At 75.1% G+C, this 20,180-nt stretch carries 20 protein-coding genes; 13 read left to right on the top strand and 7 right to left on the bottom strand.

Features of this window, described 5'->3' with window-relative positions; genetic code table 11:
- Positions 1 to 40 precede the first annotated feature (40 nt).
- Positions 41 to 697, top strand: coding sequence for a class II aldolase/adducin family protein (locus tag ACWIX6_RS00640; protein WP_448614915.1), 657 nt, complete (start codon positions 41 to 43; stop codon positions 695 to 697).
- Complete coding sequence (locus tag ACWIX6_RS00635) at positions 694 to 1,647, top strand: carbohydrate kinase family protein (RefSeq protein WP_448614914.1); 954 nt, start codon at positions 694 to 696, stop codon at positions 1,645 to 1,647. The genes ACWIX6_RS00640 and ACWIX6_RS00635 overlap by 4 nt, the downstream gene beginning before the upstream one ends.
- A 15-nt stretch (positions 1,648 to 1,662) precedes the next feature.
- Here ACWIX6_RS00635 and ACWIX6_RS00630 read toward each other — a convergent pair whose 3' ends face one another.
- From ACWIX6_RS00630 to ACWIX6_RS00610, 5 genes are read right to left on the bottom strand one after another with little or no spacing between them, the layout of a single operon-like run.
- The gene (locus ACWIX6_RS00630) at positions 1,663 to 2,679 is read right to left on the bottom strand and encodes an alanine racemase (RefSeq protein WP_448614913.1); all 1,017 of its coding nucleotides are present in this window, start codon (positions 2,677 to 2,679) and stop codon (positions 1,663 to 1,665) included.
- Between the two features lie 3 nt (positions 2,680 to 2,682).
- Complete coding sequence (locus tag ACWIX6_RS00625; protein ID WP_448614912.1) at positions 2,683 to 4,047, bottom strand: D-arabinono-1,4-lactone oxidase; 1,365 nt, start codon at positions 4,045 to 4,047, stop codon at positions 2,683 to 2,685.
- Positions 4,044 to 5,282 carry an aminotransferase class III-fold pyridoxal phosphate-dependent enzyme gene (locus ACWIX6_RS00620; protein WP_448614911.1) on the bottom strand — a complete coding sequence of 413 codons (1,239 nt, stop codon included), beginning with the start codon at positions 5,280 to 5,282 and terminating at the stop codon, positions 4,044 to 4,046. The genes ACWIX6_RS00625 and ACWIX6_RS00620 overlap by 4 nt, the downstream gene beginning before the upstream one ends.
- Positions 5,279 to 6,352, bottom strand: a complete 1,074-nt coding sequence (locus ACWIX6_RS00615; RefSeq protein WP_448614910.1) for a transketolase family protein — start codon at positions 6,350 to 6,352, stop codon at positions 5,279 to 5,281. The genes ACWIX6_RS00620 and ACWIX6_RS00615 overlap by 4 nt, the downstream gene beginning before the upstream one ends.
- On the bottom strand, positions 6,349 to 7,284 hold the full coding sequence (locus tag ACWIX6_RS00610) for a transketolase (RefSeq protein ID WP_448614909.1): 936 nt from the start codon (positions 7,282 to 7,284) through the stop codon (positions 6,349 to 6,351). The genes ACWIX6_RS00615 and ACWIX6_RS00610 overlap by 4 nt, the downstream gene beginning before the upstream one ends.
- A gap of 96 nt (positions 7,285 to 7,380) precedes the next feature.
- Here ACWIX6_RS00610 and ACWIX6_RS00605 point away from each other — a divergent pair, with 96 nt between their 5' ends.
- The 10 genes from ACWIX6_RS00605 to ACWIX6_RS00560 all read left to right on the top strand — a co-directional run bounded on the left by ACWIX6_RS00605 (position 7,381) and on the right by ACWIX6_RS00560 (position 18,152).
- Entirely contained in the window at positions 7,381 to 8,988 is a 1,608-nt protein-coding gene (locus ACWIX6_RS00605; RefSeq protein WP_448614908.1) for an ABC transporter substrate-binding protein, read from the top strand.
- A gap of 70 nt (positions 8,989 to 9,058) precedes the next feature.
- Positions 9,059 to 10,084 carry an ABC transporter permease gene (locus ACWIX6_RS00600; protein ID WP_448614907.1) on the top strand — a complete coding sequence of 342 codons (1,026 nt, stop codon included), beginning with the start codon at positions 9,059 to 9,061 and terminating at the stop codon, positions 10,082 to 10,084.
- Positions 10,084 to 11,091: an ABC transporter permease gene (locus ACWIX6_RS00595; protein WP_448614906.1), complete on the top strand. Its 1,008-nt coding sequence runs from the start codon at positions 10,084 to 10,086 to the stop codon at positions 11,089 to 11,091. The genes ACWIX6_RS00600 and ACWIX6_RS00595 overlap by 1 nt, the downstream gene beginning before the upstream one ends.
- Positions 11,088 to 12,215 carry an ABC transporter ATP-binding protein gene (locus ACWIX6_RS00590; protein WP_448614905.1) on the top strand — a complete coding sequence of 376 codons (1,128 nt, stop codon included), beginning with the start codon at positions 11,088 to 11,090 and terminating at the stop codon, positions 12,213 to 12,215. The genes ACWIX6_RS00595 and ACWIX6_RS00590 overlap by 4 nt, the downstream gene beginning before the upstream one ends.
- A complete protein-coding gene (locus ACWIX6_RS00585; RefSeq protein WP_448614904.1) occupies positions 12,212 to 13,231 on the top strand; it encodes an ABC transporter ATP-binding protein in 1,020 nt (339 codons plus the stop codon). Before ACWIX6_RS00590 ends, ACWIX6_RS00585 begins: the two co-directional genes overlap by 4 nt.
- Positions 13,228 to 14,469, top strand: a complete 1,242-nt coding sequence (locus tag ACWIX6_RS00580; RefSeq protein WP_448614903.1) for a CaiB/BaiF CoA transferase family protein — start codon at positions 13,228 to 13,230, stop codon at positions 14,467 to 14,469. The genes ACWIX6_RS00585 and ACWIX6_RS00580 overlap by 4 nt, the downstream gene beginning before the upstream one ends.
- Positions 14,453 to 15,346 (top strand): FadR/GntR family transcriptional regulator, encoded by an 894-nt coding sequence (locus tag ACWIX6_RS00575; RefSeq protein ID WP_448614902.1) that lies wholly within the window; start codon positions 14,453 to 14,455, stop codon positions 15,344 to 15,346. Before ACWIX6_RS00580 ends, ACWIX6_RS00575 begins: the two co-directional genes overlap by 17 nt.
- Positions 15,347 to 15,434: 88 nt before the next feature.
- Positions 15,435 to 16,673, top strand: a complete 1,239-nt coding sequence (locus ACWIX6_RS00570) for a S49 family peptidase (RefSeq protein WP_448614901.1) — start codon at positions 15,435 to 15,437, stop codon at positions 16,671 to 16,673.
- Between the two features lie 61 nt (positions 16,674 to 16,734).
- Positions 16,735 to 17,271, top strand: coding sequence for a peptidylprolyl isomerase (locus ACWIX6_RS00565; RefSeq protein ID WP_448614900.1), 537 nt, complete (start codon positions 16,735 to 16,737; stop codon positions 17,269 to 17,271).
- A 137-nt stretch (positions 17,272 to 17,408) separates the two neighbouring features.
- Complete coding sequence (locus tag ACWIX6_RS00560; protein WP_448614899.1) at positions 17,409 to 18,152, top strand: rhomboid family intramembrane serine protease; 744 nt, start codon at positions 17,409 to 17,411, stop codon at positions 18,150 to 18,152.
- On the opposite strand, the gene ACWIX6_RS00555 is transcribed toward ACWIX6_RS00560, so the two are convergent.
- Positions 18,149 to 18,553 carry a PH domain-containing protein gene (locus ACWIX6_RS00555; RefSeq protein ID WP_448614898.1) on the bottom strand — a complete coding sequence of 135 codons (405 nt, stop codon included), beginning with the start codon at positions 18,551 to 18,553 and terminating at the stop codon, positions 18,149 to 18,151. The genes ACWIX6_RS00560 and ACWIX6_RS00555 overlap by 4 nt on opposite strands.
- Before the next feature lie 486 nt (positions 18,554 to 19,039).
- Positions 19,040 to 19,312 carry a cell division protein CrgA gene (crgA, locus tag ACWIX6_RS00550; protein ID WP_448614897.1) on the bottom strand — a complete coding sequence of 91 codons (273 nt, stop codon included), beginning with the start codon at positions 19,310 to 19,312 and terminating at the stop codon, positions 19,040 to 19,042.
- 110 nt (positions 19,313 to 19,422) lie between these two features.
- Between crgA and ACWIX6_RS00545 the strand changes: the two genes are divergently transcribed.
- A complete protein-coding gene (locus ACWIX6_RS00545) occupies positions 19,423 to 20,166 on the top strand; it encodes a DUF881 domain-containing protein (RefSeq protein WP_448614896.1) in 744 nt (247 codons plus the stop codon).
- The last annotated feature ends 14 nt before the right edge of the window (positions 20,167 to 20,180 follow it).

Raw genomic sequence — 20,180 nt, 5'->3', positions numbered from 1 at the left:
CGACCGCTGCGGCATCGTGATCGGTAGCATCCACGCCCTCATGGGCGACGCGGAGCAGGCCGGGACGCGCGAGGACGTCGTCCGGACGGCCCGCCGGATGCTGGCCGAGGGCCTGGTCACCGGGACGTCGGGCAACCTCAGCGTCCGTTGCGGCGACGCGGTGCTGATCACGCCGTCCTCGGTCGACTACACCGGGCTGACCCCGGCCGACCTGGTGCTGGTCGGCCTGGACGGCACGGTCCGGGACGCCGGGAGGACCGACCGGCTCCCGTCCTCCGAGCTCCCGCTGCACCTGGCCGTCTACGCCTCCACGCCGGACGCGGCCGCGGTCGTGCACACCCACTCCCGCTTCGCCACCGCCGTGGGCCTGGTCCTCGACGAGCTGCCGGCGGTGCACTACGCGGTCAACGGGCTGGGCGGCCGGGTGCGCGTGGCCCCCTACGCGACGTTCGGGTCGGCCGAGCTGGCCGCCGGGGTGGCCGCGGCGCTGGACGGGCGGACCGGCGCGCTGATGCGCAACCACGGTGCGGTGACCGTCGGCCCGACGCTGGCCGCCGCCTACGACGACACCGTCCGGCTGGAGTGGCTCTGTGAGCTGTGGTGGCGGGCGCGTCAGGTGGGCGAGCCGGCCCTGCTCACCGACGACCAGCTGGCCGCCGCCCGGGAGCAGGCCCGGCTCAGGAGGTACCGCTCGTGACCGCCCCGATCAGCGTCGTCACCCTCGGCACGCACGTCCTGGACGTGCTGGGTCGCCCGGTCGACGCCGTCCCGCCCGGGCAGGCGAGCGTCCTGCTGGAGGAGATCCGGATGACCGCCGCCGGGACGGCGGCCGGCGTGGCGGTCGACCTGGCCCGGCTGGGCGCCACTGTCGCCACGGTCGGCGCGGTCGGCACCGACACGGTCGGCGACCTGCTCACCGGGCTGCTCCGCGGGCACGGCGTGGACACCCGCGCACTCACCCGGCTCCCGCGGGCGCAGACCTCGGCGTCGATGCTGCCGATCCGGTCCAACGGCGAGCGCCCGGCCCTGCACGTCCCGGGCGCCAACGCCGCGGTGACCCTGGCCGAGCTGGACCTCACGCCGCTGGCGGGCGCCCGCGCGGTGCACCTGGGCGGCCTGGACACCATGGCCGGCCTCGACGCCGCCGACCTGCAGGTACTGCTGACCCGGGTCCGCCGGGAGGGGCCGCTGGTGACGATGGACGTGCAGTCCGGGAACCAGGCGGCGCGGGCGCGGCGCACCCGGGACCTGCTGCCGATGGTCGACGTCTTCCTGCCCAACCTCGACCAGGCCGTCGGCCTGACCGGCTGCACCGACCCGGCGGACGCGGCCGCGGCGCTCCACGGCGACGGCGCCGCGGCGGTGGTGCTCACGCTGGGCGCCGAGGGCAGCCTGTACGTCTCCGCCGCCGAGACCGTGCACACCCCGGCGTTGCGCTGCGACGTCCGGGACACCACCGGCTGCGGCGACGCGTTCACCGCCGGGTTCGTCGTGGCGACGCTGCGCGGGCTGCCGGTGCGGGAGGCGCTGCGCCGGGCCACCGCGGCCGCGACGCTGGTCGCCGGCGGCCTGGGGTCCGACGCCGGGCTCGTCGACTGGGCGCACCTGGAGGACTTCCTCGCGACGGCGGAGCCGCTCGTCCCCTGACCCGGGCGGGCCGGGTCACCAGCCCCGCAGGTCCACCGCCCACCGGTCGACGACGGTCTCGCCGTCGGCCACCCACATCGCCTCGTGCAGGGCCACGGTCGGGTCCACGTGCGCCGGGAGCGCGTGCACCCGGTCGCCGACCCGCACGGACCCGGGGACGGCCGGCACGAAGGTGGTGTGCTCGTCGCTGCAGAACAGCACCTCGCCGCCGGGCACCGTCGGGTTGCCGTGGTCCATGCCCAGCGACTTCAGCCCGAAGTCGGCCACCGCCCAGCCGGGGCTCACCGACACCACCGTGCCCAGCACCGACAGCGCCTGGGCGAAGGGCAGCCCGAGCCGCCCGTACGCGGTGTCCATCAGCGCGTAGGAGCCGGCCTGGATCTCGGTGGCACCGGTGTTCTCCGCGTAGGTGCCGGTGCCCCCCGCGCTGACCACCTCCCCGCCGACCTCGGCGTGCGCGCCGAGCAGCAGCTCCATCGCCTCGGCGGTGAGCCGGCCCCGCTCGGCCGCGGGCTCGACCATCATCAGGTGGCCCTCGTAGCCCATGACCCCGCGGACGGCGAGGCCCCGGGCCCGGGCCAGGTCGGCGATGCGGGCGGCGTCCCGCGGGGCGCACCCGCACCGGGGCAGGCCGATGTTGACGTCGACCAGCACCTCCCGGACGCCGCCCCGGGCCGCCGCGTCCACGGTCTCCGCGGAGTCGACGGCGACGGTGACCCGCGAGCCGCCGGCCACCACCGCCCCGAGCCGGCGGGCGTCCAGGACCTCGTTGGCCAGCAGCAGGTCCGCGCCCAGCCCCGCGGCGGCCATCCCCTCCACCTCGGCGACGGTGGCGCAGGTGAAGGCGGTGTGGCCGCGCGCCGCCTGCTGCCGGGCCAGCGCCGTGCTCTTGTGCGCCTTGACGTGCGGCCGGAGCCGGGCGCCGGGCAACGCCGCGCTCATCGTCGCCAGGTTGGCCTGCACCAGCCCGGCGTCGACGACCAGGGCCGGGGTCTGCAGGTCCGACAGCACGGCCGGGTCGGCGGAGGGCACGGCTCAGGCCCCTGGCGGGCCGAGGACCCGGTCGAGGTGGGCGTTGGCGAACCGGCCGTCGGGGTCGCAGGCGTCCCGGACGGCGAGGAACTCGTCGAAGCGCGGGTACCGGGTGCGCAGCGCGGCGGCGTCCTGGGAGTGCAGCTTGCCCCAGTGCGGACGGCCGTCGAGGACTCCCATCACCTGCTCCACCGCGTCGAAGTAGCCCTGGTACGGCTCGCCGACGGCCATGTGCACGGCCAGGTAGGCGGTGTCCCGGCCGTAGGCCGTCGACAGCGGGACGTCGTCCCCGGCGGTGAACCGGACCTCGACCGGGAACGACACCCGGAAGCCCCCCACGTCGACCGCCCGGCGGATGCCGGCCAGGGCCTCCCGCACGGCGGCCGCGGGGACGGCGTACTCCATCTCCAGGAACCGCACCCGGCGGGTGGAGACGAAGACCCGGTGCGAGACGTCGGTGTACTCGCGGTCGCCGAGCAGCTGGGCCATGGCGCCGTTGATCCGCGGCACCCACGCCGGCCGCGCCCGCCCCAGCCGGCAGGCCAGGCCGTGCACCGTGTTGCCCACCACCTCGTCCTCGAGGAACGTCCGCACCGGCGGCAGCGGGCTGGTCGTCCCGCCCGGCACCCGGTTGTTCCGCTTGGTGAGCGTGCGCTCGGTGTGCGGGAACCAGAAGAACTCGAAGTGGTCGTTGGCCGCCACCAGGTCGTCGATCTCCTCGACCACCCGGCCATAGGACATCGGGCGTTCCTGGGCGTGCAGCACGAACGCCGGCTCGGCCTGCAGGGTCACCGCGGTGACGACCCCGAGGGCGCCCAGGCCCACCCGCGCCGCGCTGAAGAGCTCGGGCCGTTCGGTCGCGCTGCAGGAGACCAGCGAGCCGTCGGCGAGCACGAGCTCCAGCCCGCGGACCTGGGTGGCCAGCCCGCCCAGCGCCCGCCCGGTGCCGTGCGTGCCGGTGGACAGCGCCCCGGCCACGGTCTGCCGGTCGATGTCGCCGAGGTTGGACAGCCCCAGCCCGAGCTGGTCCAGCAGCCGGTTGAGCAGGTGCAGCGGCGTGCCCGCCCCCACGGTGACCAGGCCGGTCCGCCGGTCGGCCGACTCCAGCCCGGACAGCGCGGAGAGGTCGAGCTGGACGTCCTCGGCGACGGCGATGGCGGTGAACGAGTGCCCGCTGCCCACCGCCTTGACCCGCTGCCCGGCGGCGGCCGCGGCGGTGACCGCCTCGGCGACCTCGCCGGCGTCCCGCGGACGGACCACGACGGCCGGGCGGACCCGCTGGTTGCCGGCCCAGTTCCGCCAGGTGCCGGCGCGGGGTGCCGGGGTGCGGCGTTCCGTGGTGCGGCGACCGGTCGTGCCGGCCGTCACGGGTGCCGGTGGGCGAGGGCGGCGAACGCCTCGTCGGTGCGCTCGAGGGCGTGGGCGACCACCTCGGGGGAGTGCGCCGCGGACGTGAACCAGTTGTGCCAGGGGTGCAGGTAGACGCCCCGCCGCACGGCCTCGCCCGCGAAGGCCGTGGCCAGCGCCAGGTCGGTGTCCCCGGCGAAGCTCAGCAGCGGCATCTGCACCGGGCCGGTCTGGGTGACGTCGAAGCCGTGCGCCACCGCCTGCGCGGCCAGGCCGTCGCGCAGCTGCTGTCCGGCGGCGGCCATCCGGGGCAGCGCGTCGGTGTCCCGGAGCTCGGTGATGGTGGCCACCGCGGCCGCCATCGGCGCCGCGGTGTACCAGAACGAGCCGGTCACGTAGATGCTGGAGGAGGCCTCGCGGAACGCGTCGGTCCCGGTGACCGCCGCCAGGGGATGGCCGTTGGCGATGGCCTTGGACCAGGCGGACAGGTCGGGCTCCACGCCCAGCGGAGCCCAGCTGCCGCGCAGGTCGAGCCGGAACCCGCACCGGACGTCGTCGACGATCAGCGCCGCCCCGGCGGCGTCGCACAGCTCGCGGGCGGCCCGGGCGAAGGCGGGGTCGGCCAGCTCCTGGTGCCGGCGGACGTCCTGGCGGACCGGGGAGACCACGACGGCGGCCAGGTCGTCCCCGGCCTCGGCCACCGCCGCGCGCAGCGACGCCACGTCGTTGTACTCGAAGTGCGCCAGGTGGGCACGGTCCTCGGGGAGCACCCCCGCCGGCCGGGGCGTGCACCACGGCGCGGCCCCGTGGTAGGCGCCGCGGGCGACGAGCACCCGGCGCCGTCCGGTGCCGGCCCGCGCGATGGTCACGCAGGCGGTGGTGGCGTCGGTGCCGTTCTTGGCCAGCATCGCCCAGTCGGCGTGCGGCAGGGTGTCGACCAGCAGCTCGGCCAGCTCGACCATGACCGGCCCCGGGCCGTTGAAGCAGTCGCCCTGGGCGAGCTGGGCGGCGACGGCCTCCTCCACCCGCGGGTGCCGGCGGCCCAGCACGACCGGTCCCCAGCCGCACATGAAGTCGACGTAGTCGTTGCCGTCGACGTCGCGCAGCCAGGCGCCCTCGCCGCCGGCCATGAACTGCGGGTAGCCCGGGGGCAGGCTCCCGGCGTCCATGTGCCCGTACATGCCGCCGGGGATGACGGCGCGGGCGCGGGCGCGCAGGGTGGCGTCGCCGGTCAGCCGGTTCTCCACGGTGGTCATCGCAGCAGCTCCTGGGCGACGGCGGCCACGCCGGCGGCATCGAGTCGGTAGTGGGCGTACAGCGCGGCCGGCGGCCCGACCGGCACGTGCTCGTCGGGGATGCCGTGCCGCCGGAAGCGGACCCCGCCGGCGCCGGACTCCACCAGCACCTCGGCCACCGCGGTGCCCAGCCCGTTGCTGACGTTGCCCTCCTCCACGGTGAGGACGGCGCCGGTCTCCCCGGCCGCGGCCAGCACCTCGGCCACGTCCAGCGGCTTGACCGTGAACACGTCCACCACCCGGGTGGACACCCCGGCGGCTGCCAGCAGCTCCGCGGCGTCCAGGCAGGCCCGCACCTGGGTGCCGGTGGACAGGATGGTCAGGTCGGTGCCCTCGCGCAGCCGGATCGCGGTCCCGATCCGCAGCTCGGGGACCTCCGGGTACACCTCCGGGTCGCGACCCCGGCCCAGCCGGACGTACATCGCGCCGGGGTGGTCCAGCGAGGCCCGCAGCACCGCCCGCAGGTGGTTGGCGTCGGTGGCGCAGACGACGGTGAGGTCGGCGATGCTGCGCATGATGCCGAGGTCCTCGAGGCTGTGGTGGCTGGTGCCGTAGAAGCCCATCGACATGCCGGAGTGGTGGCCGACGATCCGCACCGGCATCCGCGGGTAGGCGCAGTCGGTGCGGATCTGCTCGCAGCCCAGCAGCGCCGCGAAGGAGGCGAAGGTGGCCGCGAACGGCACGTAGCCGCAGCTGGCCATGCCCGCGGCGACGGTGATCATGTTCTTCTCGGCGATGCCGACGTTGACGTACCGGCCCGGGTGCCGGGCGGCGAAGTCGGTGGCCCGGTTGGCCCGGGCCAGGTCCGCGGTGAGGACGACGACCCTCGGGTCGACGTCGGCGAGGTCGGCGAGCTCCTCCCCGAAGACGAAGGCCGGGATGGCCCGGACGTCGGTGCCGTCGCTGGACCGGGTGTCCTTCAGCGCGTTCCGCTGCGCCGTGCCGTTGAAGATCTCCGACTGGTCCTGGCTGGTGGCGGAGTCGGGGGCCAGGCCCTCGGGCAGGGTGCCGGTCTCCTCGGTGGTGCTCATCGGGCGCCTCCCGCCGGTCGGGGCCGCAGGCCGGCGGCGAGCTCGGCCAGCACGTCGTCGTAGTCCTGGCCCTCCAGGTTGCCCACGTGCCAGTCCGGGCTCAGCTCCATCCGGGCCACCCCGCGTCCCTTCACGGTGTCGGCCACCACCAGCTGCGGCGGGCCGTCGTCGGAGTCGGGGAGGGCGCGCAGGCAGTCCCGCAAGGCGGCGACGTCGTGCCCGTCGACCCGGCGGGTCTGCCAGCCGAAGGCCCGGAAGCGCTCCTCGATCGGCTCCACCGCCATCACGTCGGAGGTGAAGCCGTCGATGGACAGCTGGTTCGCGTCGACCACGGCGACCAGCCGGCCCAGCCGGTAGTGGCTGGCGGTCATCGCCGCCTCCCACACCTGCCCCTCGCACAGCTCGCCGTCCCCGAGCAGGGCCCAGGACCGGTAGGCCAGGCCGGAGACCCGCCCGGCCAGCGCCATCCCGGTGGCTACGGACAGCCCGTGGCCCAGCGACCCGGAGCTGAAGTCGACGCCGGGGACCTTCTTCATGTCCGGGTGGTCACCGAAGGGGCTGCCCAGCCGGGTGTAGGTGTCCAGGTCCGAGGGCGGGAAGTACCCCAGGTCGGCCAGCACCGGGTACAGGCCGATGGCGATGTGCCCCTTGCCCAGCACCAGCCGGTCGCGGTCGGGACGCTGCGGCTGCCGGGGGTCCAGCCGCAGCTGGTCGTAGTAGAGGACGGCGAGCAGCTCGGCGGCGGAGAAGACCGAGGAGTAGTGCCCGGCCCCGGCGATACGGGCCAGCCGCACGGTCTCGGTCCGGATGAACCGGGCCTTCTCCTCCAGCCGGGCGATCAGCGCGGCATCCGCCTCGGCATCGCCCCGCGGGGCGGCCGGGGGGCTCACGGCAGCGTCGTCGGGCACCACCTGGCTGGTCGTTCCCTGCATCGTCGGCTCCTGTGAGGACGGGGTCCAGGGTGGTTGACGTCACACTGACCATAGGGATACTCATTGCCCCAAAGCAAGCACCCCCCAGGAGGTCAGATGTCGAGTGCCGTGCGTCGTCGCGCTGGGGGACTGGTGACCGCCCTGGTCGCCACCGTCGCCCTGGCTGCCTGCGGGGGTGGCGGGGGCGAGTCCAGTGCGCCGGCCGAGGCCGAGACCTCGGACCTCCGGATCGGGATCGCGCTGGGCGACCTCTCCACGCTGGACCCGGCGACCGAGATCGCCGACGCCTCGCAGCTGGTCCACCCGCTCTACGGCGACATGCTGGTCGACGTCGACAGCGCCGACCCGACCCAGGTGGTGCCCCGGCTCGCCGAGTCCTGGGAGGTCAACCAGGACGCCACCCAGTACACCTTCACGCTGCGCGAGGGCGTGACCTTCTCGACCGGCAAGGAGCTGACGGCGCAGGACGTGGTCACCAGCTTCGACCGGCTGCGTTACTTCGCCGGCCCGCCGGCCTTCCTGCTCGACACCGTCTCGGCCATCACCGCGGTGGACGACGGGACGGTGCAGTTCACCCTCACCGGGCCGGACAGCGCCTTCCTCTCCAAGCTCGCCGCGCCCTACCTCGTGGTGCTGGACGGGGACGAGCTCACCGCCAACGGCGGCGTCGCGGACGCGTCGGCACCGACCGCGGACAAGGCCCAGGCCTTCCTGGACGAGAACACGATCGGCACCGGTCCCTACGTGCTGGACAGCTGGAACCGCAACGAGCAGCTGACGTTCACCCGCAACCCGGACTACTGGGGCGAGGAGCCGGCCTTCGAGCAGGTGACCGTGCTCGACATCCGGGAGTCCGCGACCCAGCGACAGCTGCTGGAGCGGGGCGACCTGGACATCGCGATGGACCTGGACCCCGACACGGCCAAGGCGCTCGAGGGCAGCTCCGCGGTCTCGGTGACCTCGACCCCGTCCCTGAACCTGATCTACCTGGCGCTGAACAACGCCGCCCCCAACGCCCCGCAGCTGGCCGACGTCCGCGTCCGGAAGGCGATCCAGCTGGCGGTGGACTACGAGGGCATCAGCTCGGGGCTGGCCGGTGGCGCCCCGCGGCCGGCGGCGGTGGCCCCGCTGGGCCTGCAGGGCACCGACGAGGTCGAGCCCGTGCAGACCGACCCCCAGGCGGCCCGTGACCTGCTGGCCGAGGCGGGCGTGACCGACCTGCAGCTGGAGGTGACCTTCGCCAACCAGACGCTGTACGGCATCCCGCTGACCACGCTGTGGGAGAAGCTGCAGGCCGACCTCTCCGAGGTGGGCATCACCCTGACGCTCCGGCCGGTCGAGTACGACCAGTGGATCGCCGCGTTCCGGGAGGGCTCGCTGGGCCTGACCACGTCCCTGTGGGCGCCGGACTACATCGACACGGCCACGTACCTGGACATCTTCGGCCGGGACGAGGGCCTGGTGGTCGGCCGGGTGAAGGCCTCGCTGCCCGAGGGTGAGGCGTTGTACCAGCAGTACCTCGCCGCCACGGACGAGGAGGCCCGGGTGGCCACGGCGGTGCAGGCCCTCGAGGCCATGCGCGAGGACGCGTCGCTGATCCCGGTGACGCAGCCGAACAAGATCCTCGGCTTCGGCTCGTCGATCCAGGGCGTCGCGTACAGCCCGAACAAGCAGATCGACGTCAACGCCATCACGGCGGGCTGACCGACCCGGGCCGGGGACCGCGCGGTCCCCGGCCCGGCTGCCGTCCGGTCGGCACAGGAGAGGGGGACGAGTGGGGCTCACCCGGTTCGCCGCGCGGCGGCTGCTGGTCGCCGTCCCGACGCTGTTCGGCCTGCTGGTGGTGACCTTCCTGCTGGCCAACTACCTGCCCGGTGACTCGCTGTCCCGGCTGCTCGGCGACCGGGCGGCCAGCGACCCGGAGATCGCCGCGGCCTACCGCGCCAAGTGGGGGCTGGACCAGCCGCTTCCGGTGCGGTTCTGGACCTACCTGCAGAACCTGGTCAGCGGCGACCTCGGCCAGTCGGTCGTCAGCCGCCGCGGCGTCGCCGAGGACCTGGCCGACGCCCTGCCGGCGACGATCGAGCTGGCCGTGGCCGCCATCCTCGTCGCCGGGCTGACCGGCCTGGTCCTCGGCATCACGGCCGCCTACTGCCACCGCCGCTGGCCCGACCTCGTCGTCCGGCTGATCGCCCTGGTCGCCTCCGGCGTCCCGGTGTTCTGGCTGGGCCTGCTGCTGCTGCAGGTGCTGTACCTCAACCTCGGCTGGTTCCCCGGCCCGGAGGGCCGGCTCGGCGCCGGCTCCACCGTGCCGCCGACGGTCACCGGCGCCTACACCGTCGACGCCCTGCTGGCCGGGCAGTGGGCGACCTTCGGGGACGCCGTCGCGCACCTGCTGCTGCCCGCGCTCACGCTCGGGTCGTTCTTCGTCGGCCTGCTGGCCCGGATCACCCGCGCCTCGATGCTGGACGTGCTGCGCGCGCCCTACCTGGTGACCGCCCGGTCCAAGGGCCTGTCGCCCCGGCAGGTGCTGGTGGTGCACTCGCTGCCCAACGCGCTGCTGCCGACGGTCACCATCCTGGGCCTCGCCGTCGGCGGGCTGCTGGCCGGCGCCGTCCTCACCGAGTCGGTCTTCTCCTGGCCGGGCATCGGCCGGTACGCCGTGGACGCCGCCCGCGCCCTGGACTACCAGGCCATCCTCGGCGTCACCCTGCTGATCGGGGCCGTCTACGTGCTCACCAACGCCGTGGTCGACATCGCCTACGCCGCCCTCGACCCGCGCATCCGGCTGGGGGCCTGATGACCCTCTCCCGCGGGACCAACCCGCTCGACCCGCTCGGCGACCCGGGGGCCACCGACCCCGACCCCGGAGTCACCGGACCCGGCGCCGCCGCGCCGGCGCGCGGCACGACCGCGGCGCCGCGCAACTGGGACGCCGCGCTGTGGATCGGGGGCGCGCTGGTGCTCGGCTGGGTGCTGGTCGCGATCACCGTCCCGTGGTGGACGCCGTTCGACCCGATCACCGACCAGGACATCGCCAACCGGTTCACCGGGCCCGACGGCACCCACCTGTTCGGCACCGACACCCTGGGCCGGGACGTGTTCGCCCGGGTCATGTACGGCGCCCGGCTGTCGCTGCCGATCGCCGTCAGCGCGGTGGCGATCTCGGTGCTCGTCGGCGTCACGCTCGGCGCCGTCGCCGGTTTCGCCGGCGGCTGGGTGGACGAGGTGGTCATGCGGATCAGCGACGTCTTCCTCGCCTTCCCCGCGATGGTGCTCGCGCTGGCCATCGCCGCGGCGCTGGGGCCCAGCGGCCGCAACGTGGTCATCGCGATCGCCGTGGTCACCTGGCCGGAGTACACCCGGCTGACCCGCGGCCAGGTGCTGGCCACCCGCGCCGACCTGCACGTCACCGCCGCGGAGTCGGTGGGCTGCAGCCCGGTGCGGGTGTTCCGCCGGCACGTGCTGCCCTTCGCCACCCCGGCGATCACCGTCAAGATGACCGTCGACCTGGGCATGGCGATCCTGCTGGCCGCCGGGCTCAGCTTCATCGGCGTCGGCGCGGCGCCGCCCACGCCGGAGTGGGGCTCCATGGTCAGCGAGGCGCGGAACTTCATCGACCAGTGGTGGCTCGGGCTCTTCCCCGGCCTTGCCATCCTCAGCATCGTGCTGGCCTTCAACTTCCTCGGTGACGCGCTGCGCGACCGGTACGACCCACGGATGCGGGCCCAGCGGGGGCACCGTTCCGCCGGGACGATGTGGCGCCGGCTGCTGGTGGGCGGGCGTCGACGGGAGGACGCACTGTGACGACGGCCCTGCCGCCGACCGGCCTGCCGCCCACCGGGTCGCCGGCGACCGCCCCGGTCCTGTTCGAGGTGCAGGACCTCTCGGTGGAGTTCCGCACCGGCGCCCGGGTGGCCCGGGCGGTCAACGGGGTCTCCTTCGCCGTCCGGGCCGGGGAGCGGGTCGGCATCGTCGGGGAGTCCGGCTGCGGCAAGACCGCCAGCCTGCTGGCCGCGCTGCGGCTGCTGCCCACCCCGCCGGCGGTGGTCACCAGCGGCCGCGTGCTGCTGGACGGCACCGACCTGCTGGCCCTGCCGGCGCGGGAGCTGCGGGAGGTGCTCGGCCGGGACGTGGCGATGGTCTTCCAGGACGCGCTGAGCTCGTTCAACCCGGTGCTCCGGATCGGCCGGCAGGTCGCCGAGGGCGCCCGGCGGCACGAGGGCCTGGGCCGGGCGGAGGCCCGGGAGCGGGCGGTGTCGATGCTGCGGCGGGTCGGCATCCCCGACCCGGGCACCCGGGTGGACCAGTACCCGCACCAGCTCTCCGGGGGCATGCGGCAGCGGGCGATGATCGCCATGGCGCTGGCGTCCTCGCCACGGCTGCTGGTGGCCGACGAGCCGACCACGGCCCTCGACGTCACCGTGCAGGCCCAGGTGCTGGACATGGTCCGCGACCTGACCGACCTCGGGCTGATCTGGGTCTCCCACGACCTCGGGGTGGTCGCCGGCCTGGCCGACCGGGTCGTGGTCATGTACGCCGGCTCCGTGGTCGAGGAGGGCGACGTCCGGCAGGTCTTCCACCGGCCGCGGCACCCCTACACCCAGGGCCTGCTGGACTCCGTGCCGCGGTTCCGCGACCCGGAGCGCAGCCGGCTGCGCGCCATCCCCGGCCTGCCCCCGGACCTGACCGCGCTGCCCCCGGGCTGCGCCTTCTACGACCGCTGCCCCGCGCGCCAGGACGTCTGCCGCACCGAACGGCCGCAGCTGGTCGAGGTGGCCGTCGGCCACCGCGCTGCCTGCTGGGTGGAGGCCCCGCCCGGCCCCGACCCGGCCTCCCGCCCCGGGTCCGTGGCCTCGCCCGGTTCCGTGCCCTCGCCGGGAGCCGTGTCCTCGACGGGTGCCGCATCGGGCAGCGGGGTGTCCGGGTGACCGCGCCGCTGCTGGAGGTGCAGGACCTGCAGGTGCACTTCCCGGTCCGCTCCGGTGCCGGCCGGTCGAAGGCGGTGGTCAAGGCGGTCGACCACGTCTCGTTCACCATCGGGGCCGGCCAGACCCTCGGCCTGGTCGGCGAGTCCGGGTGCGGCAAGTCGACGACCGGCATGGCGGTGCAGGGACTGACCGCGGCCACCGGCGGCCGGATCGTGCTCGAGGGCGCCGACCTGACGACGCTGCGGGGCGCCCACCGGCGTCAGGCGCGGCGCCGCACGCAGATGGTCTTCCAGGACCCCACCTCGTCACTGAACAGCCGGATGACGATCGGCCAGATCCTGGAGGAGCCCCTGGTGGTGCACTCGGTGGTCCGGCCGGGGGAGCGGCGGGACCGGGTGCACCAGCTGCTGGAGCAGGTGGGCATGCCCGCCTACGCCGCGGAGCGCTTCCCGCACGAGTTCTCCGGCGGGCAGCGGCAGCGCGTGGCGATCGCCCGGGCGCTGGCGGTCGAGCCGGCGCTGATCGTCTGCGACGAGCCGGTCGCCGCCCTGGACGTGTCGATCCGCGCGCAGGTGCTGAACCTGTTCCGGGACCTGCAGGACCAGCGGGAGCTCTCGTACCTGTTCATCTCGCACGACCTGTCGGCGGTCCACCACGTCGCCGACCAGATCCTGGTGATGTACCTCGGGCGGCCGATGGAGCTGACCGACCGGGAGACGCTGTACCAGCGGCCGCGGCACCCCTACACCGGCGCGCTGCTCTCCGCCGTCCCGGTGCCCGACCCCGACGTGGAGCAGACCCGGGAACGGATCCTGCTCACCGGCGACGTGCCCAGCCCGGTCGACCCGCCCAGCGGGTGCGTGTTCCGCACCCGGTGCCCGATGGCCCAGGACGTGTGCGCCACCGAGGTGCCCGCCTGGCGCGACATCGGCGGGGCCGGCCGCCCGCACCTGGTCGCCTGCCACTTCGCCGAGGCCACCGCCGAGGTCCTCCCCGACCCGGTGGACGTGCGATGACGCCCGTCCCGCCCGTGCCGCCCGGGCCGGCCGGGGAGGGTGCCGGCTGGCCGGCCGGGCCGGTCCGGGACGGACCGCTGAGCGGACTGCGGGTGCTCGACCTGACCCGGGTCCTCGCCGGCCCCTTCGCCACCATGCAGCTGGCCGACCTGGGCGCCGACGTCGTCAAGGTGGAGACCCCGGGCCGCGGCGACGAGACCCGGCACTGGGGGCCGCCGTTCACCCCGGCCGGGATTAGCTCGTACTACCTGGCGGTCAACCACGGCAAGCGGTCGCTCACGCTGGCCCTGGACGACCCCCGGGCGCGCGCCGTCGCCCGGCGGCTCGCGCTGGCCGCCGACGTCGTCGTGGACAACTTCCTCCCCGGCCGGCTGGCCGACTTCGGACTGGACCGGGCGTCGCTGGCCGCGGACAACCCCGGCGTCATCACCTGCACGGTCACCGGGTTCGGGTCGGGCAACCCCTACTCCGATCGGCCGGGCTACGACTTCGTCGCCCAGGCGATGGGCGGCTTCATGTCCGTGACCGGCCAGCCCGGCGGGCCGCCCACCCGCGCCGGCGTGGCGATCACCGACATCGTGTCCGGGCTGCAGATGGACACCGGCGTCCTGGCGGCGCTGGTCGAGCGCGGGCGCACCGGCGTGGGCCGGCACATCGAGGTGGCCCTGCTGGACAGCCAGGTGTCGCTGCTGGTCAACCTGGCGTCGGGCTGGCTCACCGCCGAGGCGCACCCGGCGCTGTTCGGCAACGCCCACCCGAGCATCTGCCCGTACGAGACGCTCGCGACCGCCGACGGCGAGCTCGCCTTCGCGGTCGGCACCGACCGGCAGTTCAGCCGGCTGGTGACCGGGCTCGGCGCCCCGGAGCTGGCGACCGACCCGCGGTTCGCCACGAACACCGAGCGGGTGCGGCACCGTCCGGTGCTCCGCGCGGAGCTCGAGGACCGCCTGCGGGAGCACCCGCGGGCCCACTGGCTGGACCTGCTCGTCGGCCTGGGTGTCCCGGTGGGGCCGGTCAACGACCTCGCCGAGGTGTTCGCCGACCCGGTCGTCACCGAGCGGATGGTGGTGGAGGTGGACGGCGTCCGGCAGCTGCGCACCCCCATCCGGCTCGACGGGCGACCGCTGGACGTGCACACCTCCCCGCCCGCGCTCGGGCAGCACACCGGTGCGATCCTCGGGGCCATGGGCCTGTCCGAGCAGGAGGTCTCGGAGATGCGCGATGCCGGCGTCGTCTGACCGACCGGACGGCGCGGCGGCACAGCCGGCCGTGGTGGTGGGGTGGGGCACCAGGCCGACCATCCCGAAGGCCTCCTCCATCCTGGCCGACGAGATCCGCGACCAGATCGTCCGGGGACGGCTGCCCCGGGGCACCGAGCTGCCCAACGAGAGCGAGCTGATCGAGAGCTCGGGGTTCAGCCGGGCGACCGTGCGGGAGGCGCTCCGGCTGCTGGAGTCACAGGGGCTGATCGCCATCCGCCGGGGGTCGCGCGGGGGGATCCGGGTCGACCGGCCCGACATCGGCCACGTGACCCGGTCCACCGCCCTGCTGCTCGCCCTCTCCGACGCCCGGCTGGAGGACCTCTTCGAGTTCCGGCGGCTGCTGGAGCCGGCCGCCGCCAGCCTCGCCGCCCGCAACGCCACCTCGGCGCAGCGGGCCCACCTGCTCGCGGTGACGAGCGCGAACGCCGACGAGCGCCTGATCGACACGGTCGGCTTCCACGGGCTGGTGGCCGACGCCAGCGGGAACGAGTTCCACCGGGTCACGCTGCTGGGCGTGCTGCAGATCGCCGCCTGGCACGCCCCCGCCGGAGGGCACTCGCACGACGAGCTCGGCGACGCCCGGCGGGCGCACCGCCGGGTGGCGGAGTGCATCAGCGACGGGGACGGCGACGGCGCCGCCCAGGCCATGGGCCGGCACCTGGCCGCGTTCGAGGCCGTGGTGGGCCGGGACGGGGCCCTGGACAGCCCCATCTTCGACTCCCCGGCGGCCCGCACCGGCCTGTCCGCACACCTCCCGGGCGGAGGCCCCCGGCACGGCGACGCCGGGGCGGACCGGTCCGTCCCACCCTGCGGGTCGGCCGAGCTCCGGTCGGCCGAGGACCCCCGGACCTGAGCGGACCGCCCGGCGCGGGAACGGCGTGCGGCTGACGTCCACGGCTACCGTCGGCGTCTCGCCGTCCCGAGATCCGGAAGGACCCCAGATGAGCACGCAGCCGCCGGCACCCGACGCGCAGCCGCCGGCATCGGAGGCACCGATGCCGGCGTCGCCGCCGCCGATGCCGCCGTCGCCGCTGCAGCTGCCGCCGTCACCGCCTCCGCCCGCCTGGCAGCCGGCCCCGCCGGTGCGCGAGCGGGGCTCCTTCCGCCGCGGTTTCGCCCTCGGGTTCGGGGCGAGCCTGGGCGCGGGCGTGGTGCTGGGCGTGGTCGCCCTCGGACTGGCGGTGGTGATGGTGCTGGCCCTGGTCGGGCTGACCGCCGCGGCCGGCGACAGCACGCCCAGCGGGCCGACGACGGAGACGGTGTGGGGTGCGCCGGAGGCGACGGCGAGGCTGGTCGCCGTCCCGGTCACCGGCGTCATCCTGGGCGGCGAGAGCGACGGCAGCACCTTCGGCGGCGCGACCTACGGGTACGACGTCGCGGAGACCATCGACGACCTGGAGGCCGACGACGCCGACGGGCTCGTCCTGGAGCTCAACACCCCCGGCGGCACGATCTACGGCTCGCGCGCCATCGCCGACGCCGTCGAGCGCTACCAGAAGCGCACCGGCAACCAGGTGATGGCGTACGTGCAGGGCCTGTCCGCCTCGGGCGGGATGTACGCCATGGCGGGGGCCGACCAGATCGTGGCCGACCACGGCAGCCTGGTCGGCAGCATCGGCGTGATCATGGGCCCGTTCCAGCGCTACCGGGACGTCACCGGCATCCCCGGCTCGCTGCTGGAGCCGGGCATCACGACCGAGGGCGGCATCACCGAGGAGTACCTGAGCCGGGGCCGCGGCAAGGACTTCGGGAACCCCTACCGGGACATGACCGAGGAGGAGCGGGCGGTGCTGGGCGCGGGCCTGGACCGCGAGTACGGCGAGTTCGTCGGCTGGGTGTCCCAGGCGCGGGGCATCCCGGCGCAGACGATCGTCGACGAGCTGGGTGCCTTCGTCTTCGACGGCTACACCGCCGTCGACCGGGGCCTGGTGGACCGGGTGCTCGGCCGCGAGGACGCCTACCGGTACGCCGCCGAGATGAACGGCGTCGACCCCGAGGACACCCGCGTGGACCGGCTGGTCGGACCGGGCTTCCTGGAGTCCTTCCTGGGCGCCGAGTCACCGGTCGGCGGCACCGGTGCCGGCGCGGTGGCGGTCGAGCCCGGCCGCAGCGTCGTGTGCACCGGCGCCCCGCTGGTGCTGGCCTACCACGGGGAGCTGTCGGCGGCCTGCACCCGCTGAGGGACGGGACCGCACCCACCGCCCCCCGACGCCGCTCCGCCTCCAGTGGGAGAGTGGGCCCGTGACCGACCAGACCCCCGCCGCACGGCGTGCCGTCCTGCACACCAACCACGGCGACATCACCGTCGACCTGTTCCCCGACCACGCCCCGAAGACGGTGGCGAACTTCGCCGACCTCGCCGAGGGCGCCCGTGAGTGGACGCACCCGGCGACCCGGCAGAAGACCACCGACCGGCTCTACGACGGGACGGTCTTCCACCGCGTCATCAGCGGGTTCATGATCCAGGGCGGCGACCCGCTCGGGCAGGGGACCGGCGGCCCGGGCTACCAGTTCGGCGACGAGTTCCACCCCGAGCTGTCCTTCGACCGCCCCTACCTGCTGGCCATGGCGAACGCCGGCCCGGGGACCAACGGCTCCCAGTTCTTCATCACCGTCGGCCCGACCCCGCACCTGAACCGCCGGCACACGATCTTCGGTGAGGTGGCCGACGACGCCAGTCGCCAGGTCGTGGACGCCATCGCCACGGTGCCCACCGCCCGCGGGGACCGCCCGAAGGAGGACGTGGTGATCACGTCCGTCGAGGTGCAGCGCAGCTGACCACGCCCGACGCGCCTGGGGGTGCCGGCGCGGGTGACCCGCGTCCGGCGCCCCCGCCGGCGACCTGCCACCGGCACCCGGACCGGCCCACCGGGGTCTCCTGCGTCCGCTGCGGGCGCCCGATCTGCCCCGAGTGCATGACGCCCGCCTCGGTGGGCTTCCAGTGCCCGGAGTGCGTGCGCGCCGGGAACGCCGGCGTCCGCCGTCCGCGGCGCGGCAGCGGGGTGCGCAGCGCGGGCCGCCGGTTCGGCCCGGTCACGCTCGGCCTCATCGCGCTCAACGTCGCGGTGGGCCTGGCCACCGCCGTCTCCGCGGTGCTCGTGGGCGTCGACCCGCTGCGCAGTTTCGCCTCCCCGCTGCAGAACGCCTTCGCCGTCAGCCCCGCCGCGGTCGACGCCGGGGAGTGGTGGCGGGTCGTCACCAGCGCCTTCACCCACGTCGGGCCGATCCACCTGGCGCTGAACATGCTGGCCCTGCTGTTGTTCGGGTCCGAGCTCGAGCGGCAGCTGGGCCGCGCCCGGTACCTCACCGTCTACCTCGTCTCCGCCCTCGGCGGCTCGGTGGCGCTGCAGCTGTTCGGCTCCTATCACCAGGGGGCCGTGGGGGCCTCGGCGGCCATCTACGGCCTGCTGGGGGCCTTCGGCGTCGTGCTGGTCCAGCAGCGGCAGGACCTGCGGGGGCTGCTCACCCTGCTCGCGATCAACCTGGCGATCAGCTTCCTGCCGGGCATCTCCCTGCTGGGCCACCTGGGCGGCCTGGTCGCCGGTGCCGCGGTGGCGGCCGTGCTGGTCACCGCCCGCCGGCGGCTGCCCGTGGCGGTGGCCGGGACCGCCGTGCTGGTCCTGGTCCTGCTCGTCCTGCTCTTCGCCGGCCTGCGCTAGCCGGGCCGCCCGCCGTCGGCCCGCAGGGCCACGGCCACGGCGTCGGGGTCGGTCCCCAGGTCGCGGCGGCCGAGGACGAGCAGGACGGCGTCGTCGCGGGCGTCCTCGAGCTCCAGCGTCCGGCTGAGCACGCCCAGCCGGCGGGTTCCCCGGACCCGCACCCGCAGCGCCGGCCACGGGATGGTGGTGCGGCCGGTCAGGGTCCGCACGGTCACGCCGGTGCCGTCGGTCGACACCCGCGGGCGCAGCAGCAGGTCGCGGGCGGCCACCGCCACCAGCACCGCGGCGGCGGTCCCCACCAGCAGCCGGCCCACCGGGTCCGCGAGCAGCGCGGCCCCGGCCAGGACCGCCGCGACGACGACGGCGCCCGCGGTCTCGCCGCTCCGGGTGGACCACCGCACCCGACCAGCGTGCCAGCACCGGCCGAGCGCGCGCGGGCGGTCGCCGTGTCGACCTGCGCGGGACGGTCGCCGGTCGCCGTCCACCGCCGTCGAGTCGACTTCTCCACAAGTGTGTGCACAGCTGGGGATGGACTTGCACGGGTGTAGTTACCGTTGTGCCGTTTCCGCCCCATGAGTCACACGGGCGGGATCCGTGCTGGTCAGCGCCCCGGCGGAGACGGCGCGGAGCGCACATGTGGTGGACAACGCTGAGGACGGCGACCGGTCGGGGCTGTGGAACGCGCCGTGGGCTGTGCACAGTCCGGGCGCTGGGGACCGGACCGGTTCCCGATCCGACCGTCTGTCCACAGAGTGACCAGGCGTCCACACAGAGGCACCGGCCCGGCTCCGTCCACACCCCTGCCGGCGGTCCCGGGGACGGGACGACAGAGGCCCCCGTCCCGGAGGGACGAGGGCCTGGTCAGGTGCCGCGCGGGGGGCCGCCGGTCAGCGCCAGCGCATCGACATGATCAGCCCGGCCACCATGGCGCCGAAGCCGACCGCGAAGTTCCATGCGCCGAGGGACACCATGAAGGGGATCCGGTCGCCGGCGACGTAGTAGACGACGATCCACAGCAGACCGAGGAGCATCAGGGCCACCATCACGCCCGCGTACCAGCGGGGGCTGGGCTCGGCTGCCCGGGTACGGGCCGCCCGGGAGGGCAGCACGCCCTCGGGCGGGGTGTACACCGACTTCTTCCGCACCTTGGACTTGGGCACCGCGCCGACTCCTCCTCCAGCCGGGGGCCTGCTGCTCCCGGCGACTCCGCGGACCAGCCTAAGCTGCGGAGGCGGGCGCAGACCGCCGCCGGGCCCGGAAGGAGCAGACCATGTCCCGCCGCAGCCCCGGCAGCCGCCGCATCTGGGCCGCCCTGGTGCCGGTCGTCGCGCTGCTGGCCGGCCTGCTGTTCGCCACCTCGGGGAAGACGGCGCTGGGCACCGACCTGCGGGCCGGGACCAGCAGCGAGCTCTCCGGCCTCATCGCGCAGCGGGACCAGGCGGTCGCCCGCCAGCAGCAGGAGCTGCTGCGGGTGCAGGAGCGCATCCAGCAGCTCACCGAGCAGGCGGCGTCCCGCAACGGCGAGGTCGCCTCGGCCCAGGTGGAGGGCGACGCGGGGCTGACGTCCGCGGGGCTGACCCCGCTGACCGGCGCGGGGCTGCAGATCACCCTGGACGACGCCCCCCGCCCACCCGGCGGCGGCCTGCCGGCCGGGGCCACCGGCGACGACGTGGTCATCCACCAGTCCGACGTGCAGGCGGTGGTCAACGCCCTGTGGGCGGCCGGGGCCGACGGGGTGGCCATCATGGGCCAGCGGCTGATCGCCACCAGCGCGGTGCGCTGCGTCGGCAACACCCTCCTGCTGCAGGGCCGGACCTACTCCCCTCCGTTCGTGGTGACCGCGGTCGGCGACGCGGGGGACATGCGCGCCCAGCTGGCGGCGTCCGAGGGGGTCGAGCTGCTGCAGCAGGCGGTCGACGACTTCGGCCTGACGTTCGCCGTGCGGGAGTCCAGGACGGTGGAGCTGCCCGCTTACGATGGCACCCTCGACATGCAGTACGCCGACGCCGGCTGATCTCCGGCCGCCGA

The sequence above is a fragment of the Modestobacter sp. URMC 112 genome, from assembly GCF_053502575.1.
The sequence above is the reverse complement of the archived record's forward strand: the minus strand, read 5'-3'. Positions and strand labels throughout refer to the sequence as shown.

Excerpts from the sequence above, each read along its gene's own strand:
- ACWIX6_RS00640 (WP_448614915.1), top strand. The coding sequence starts at position 41 with ATGGGCGACGCGGAGCAGGCCGGGACGCGCGAGGACGTCGTCCGGACG.
- ACWIX6_RS00620 (WP_448614911.1), bottom strand. The coding sequence starts at position 5,282 with ATGACCACCGTGGAGAACCGGCTGACCGGCGACGCCACCCTGCGCGCC.
- ACWIX6_RS00615 (WP_448614910.1), bottom strand. The coding sequence starts at position 6,352 with ATGAGCACCACCGAGGAGACCGGCACCCTGCCCGAGGGCCTGGCCCCC.
- ACWIX6_RS00610 (WP_448614909.1), bottom strand. The coding sequence starts at position 7,284 with ATGCAGGGAACGACCAGCCAGGTGGTGCCCGACGACGCTGCCGTGAGC.
- ACWIX6_RS00605 (WP_448614908.1), top strand. The coding sequence starts at position 7,381 with ATGTCGAGTGCCGTGCGTCGTCGCGCTGGGGGACTGGTGACCGCCCTG.
- ACWIX6_RS00595 (WP_448614906.1), top strand. The coding sequence starts at position 10,084 with ATGACCCTCTCCCGCGGGACCAACCCGCTCGACCCGCTCGGCGACCCG.
- ACWIX6_RS00580 (WP_448614903.1), top strand. The coding sequence starts at position 13,228 with ATGACGCCCGTCCCGCCCGTGCCGCCCGGGCCGGCCGGGGAGGGTGCC.
- ACWIX6_RS00575 (WP_448614902.1), top strand. The coding sequence starts at position 14,453 with ATGCCGGCGTCGTCTGACCGACCGGACGGCGCGGCGGCACAGCCGGCC.
- ACWIX6_RS00570 (WP_448614901.1), top strand. The coding sequence starts at position 15,435 with ATGAGCACGCAGCCGCCGGCACCCGACGCGCAGCCGCCGGCATCGGAG.
- ACWIX6_RS00560 (WP_448614899.1), top strand. The coding sequence starts at position 17,409 with ATGACGCCCGCCTCGGTGGGCTTCCAGTGCCCGGAGTGCGTGCGCGCC.
- ACWIX6_RS00545 (WP_448614896.1), top strand. The coding sequence starts at position 19,423 with ATGTCCCGCCGCAGCCCCGGCAGCCGCCGCATCTGGGCCGCCCTGGTG.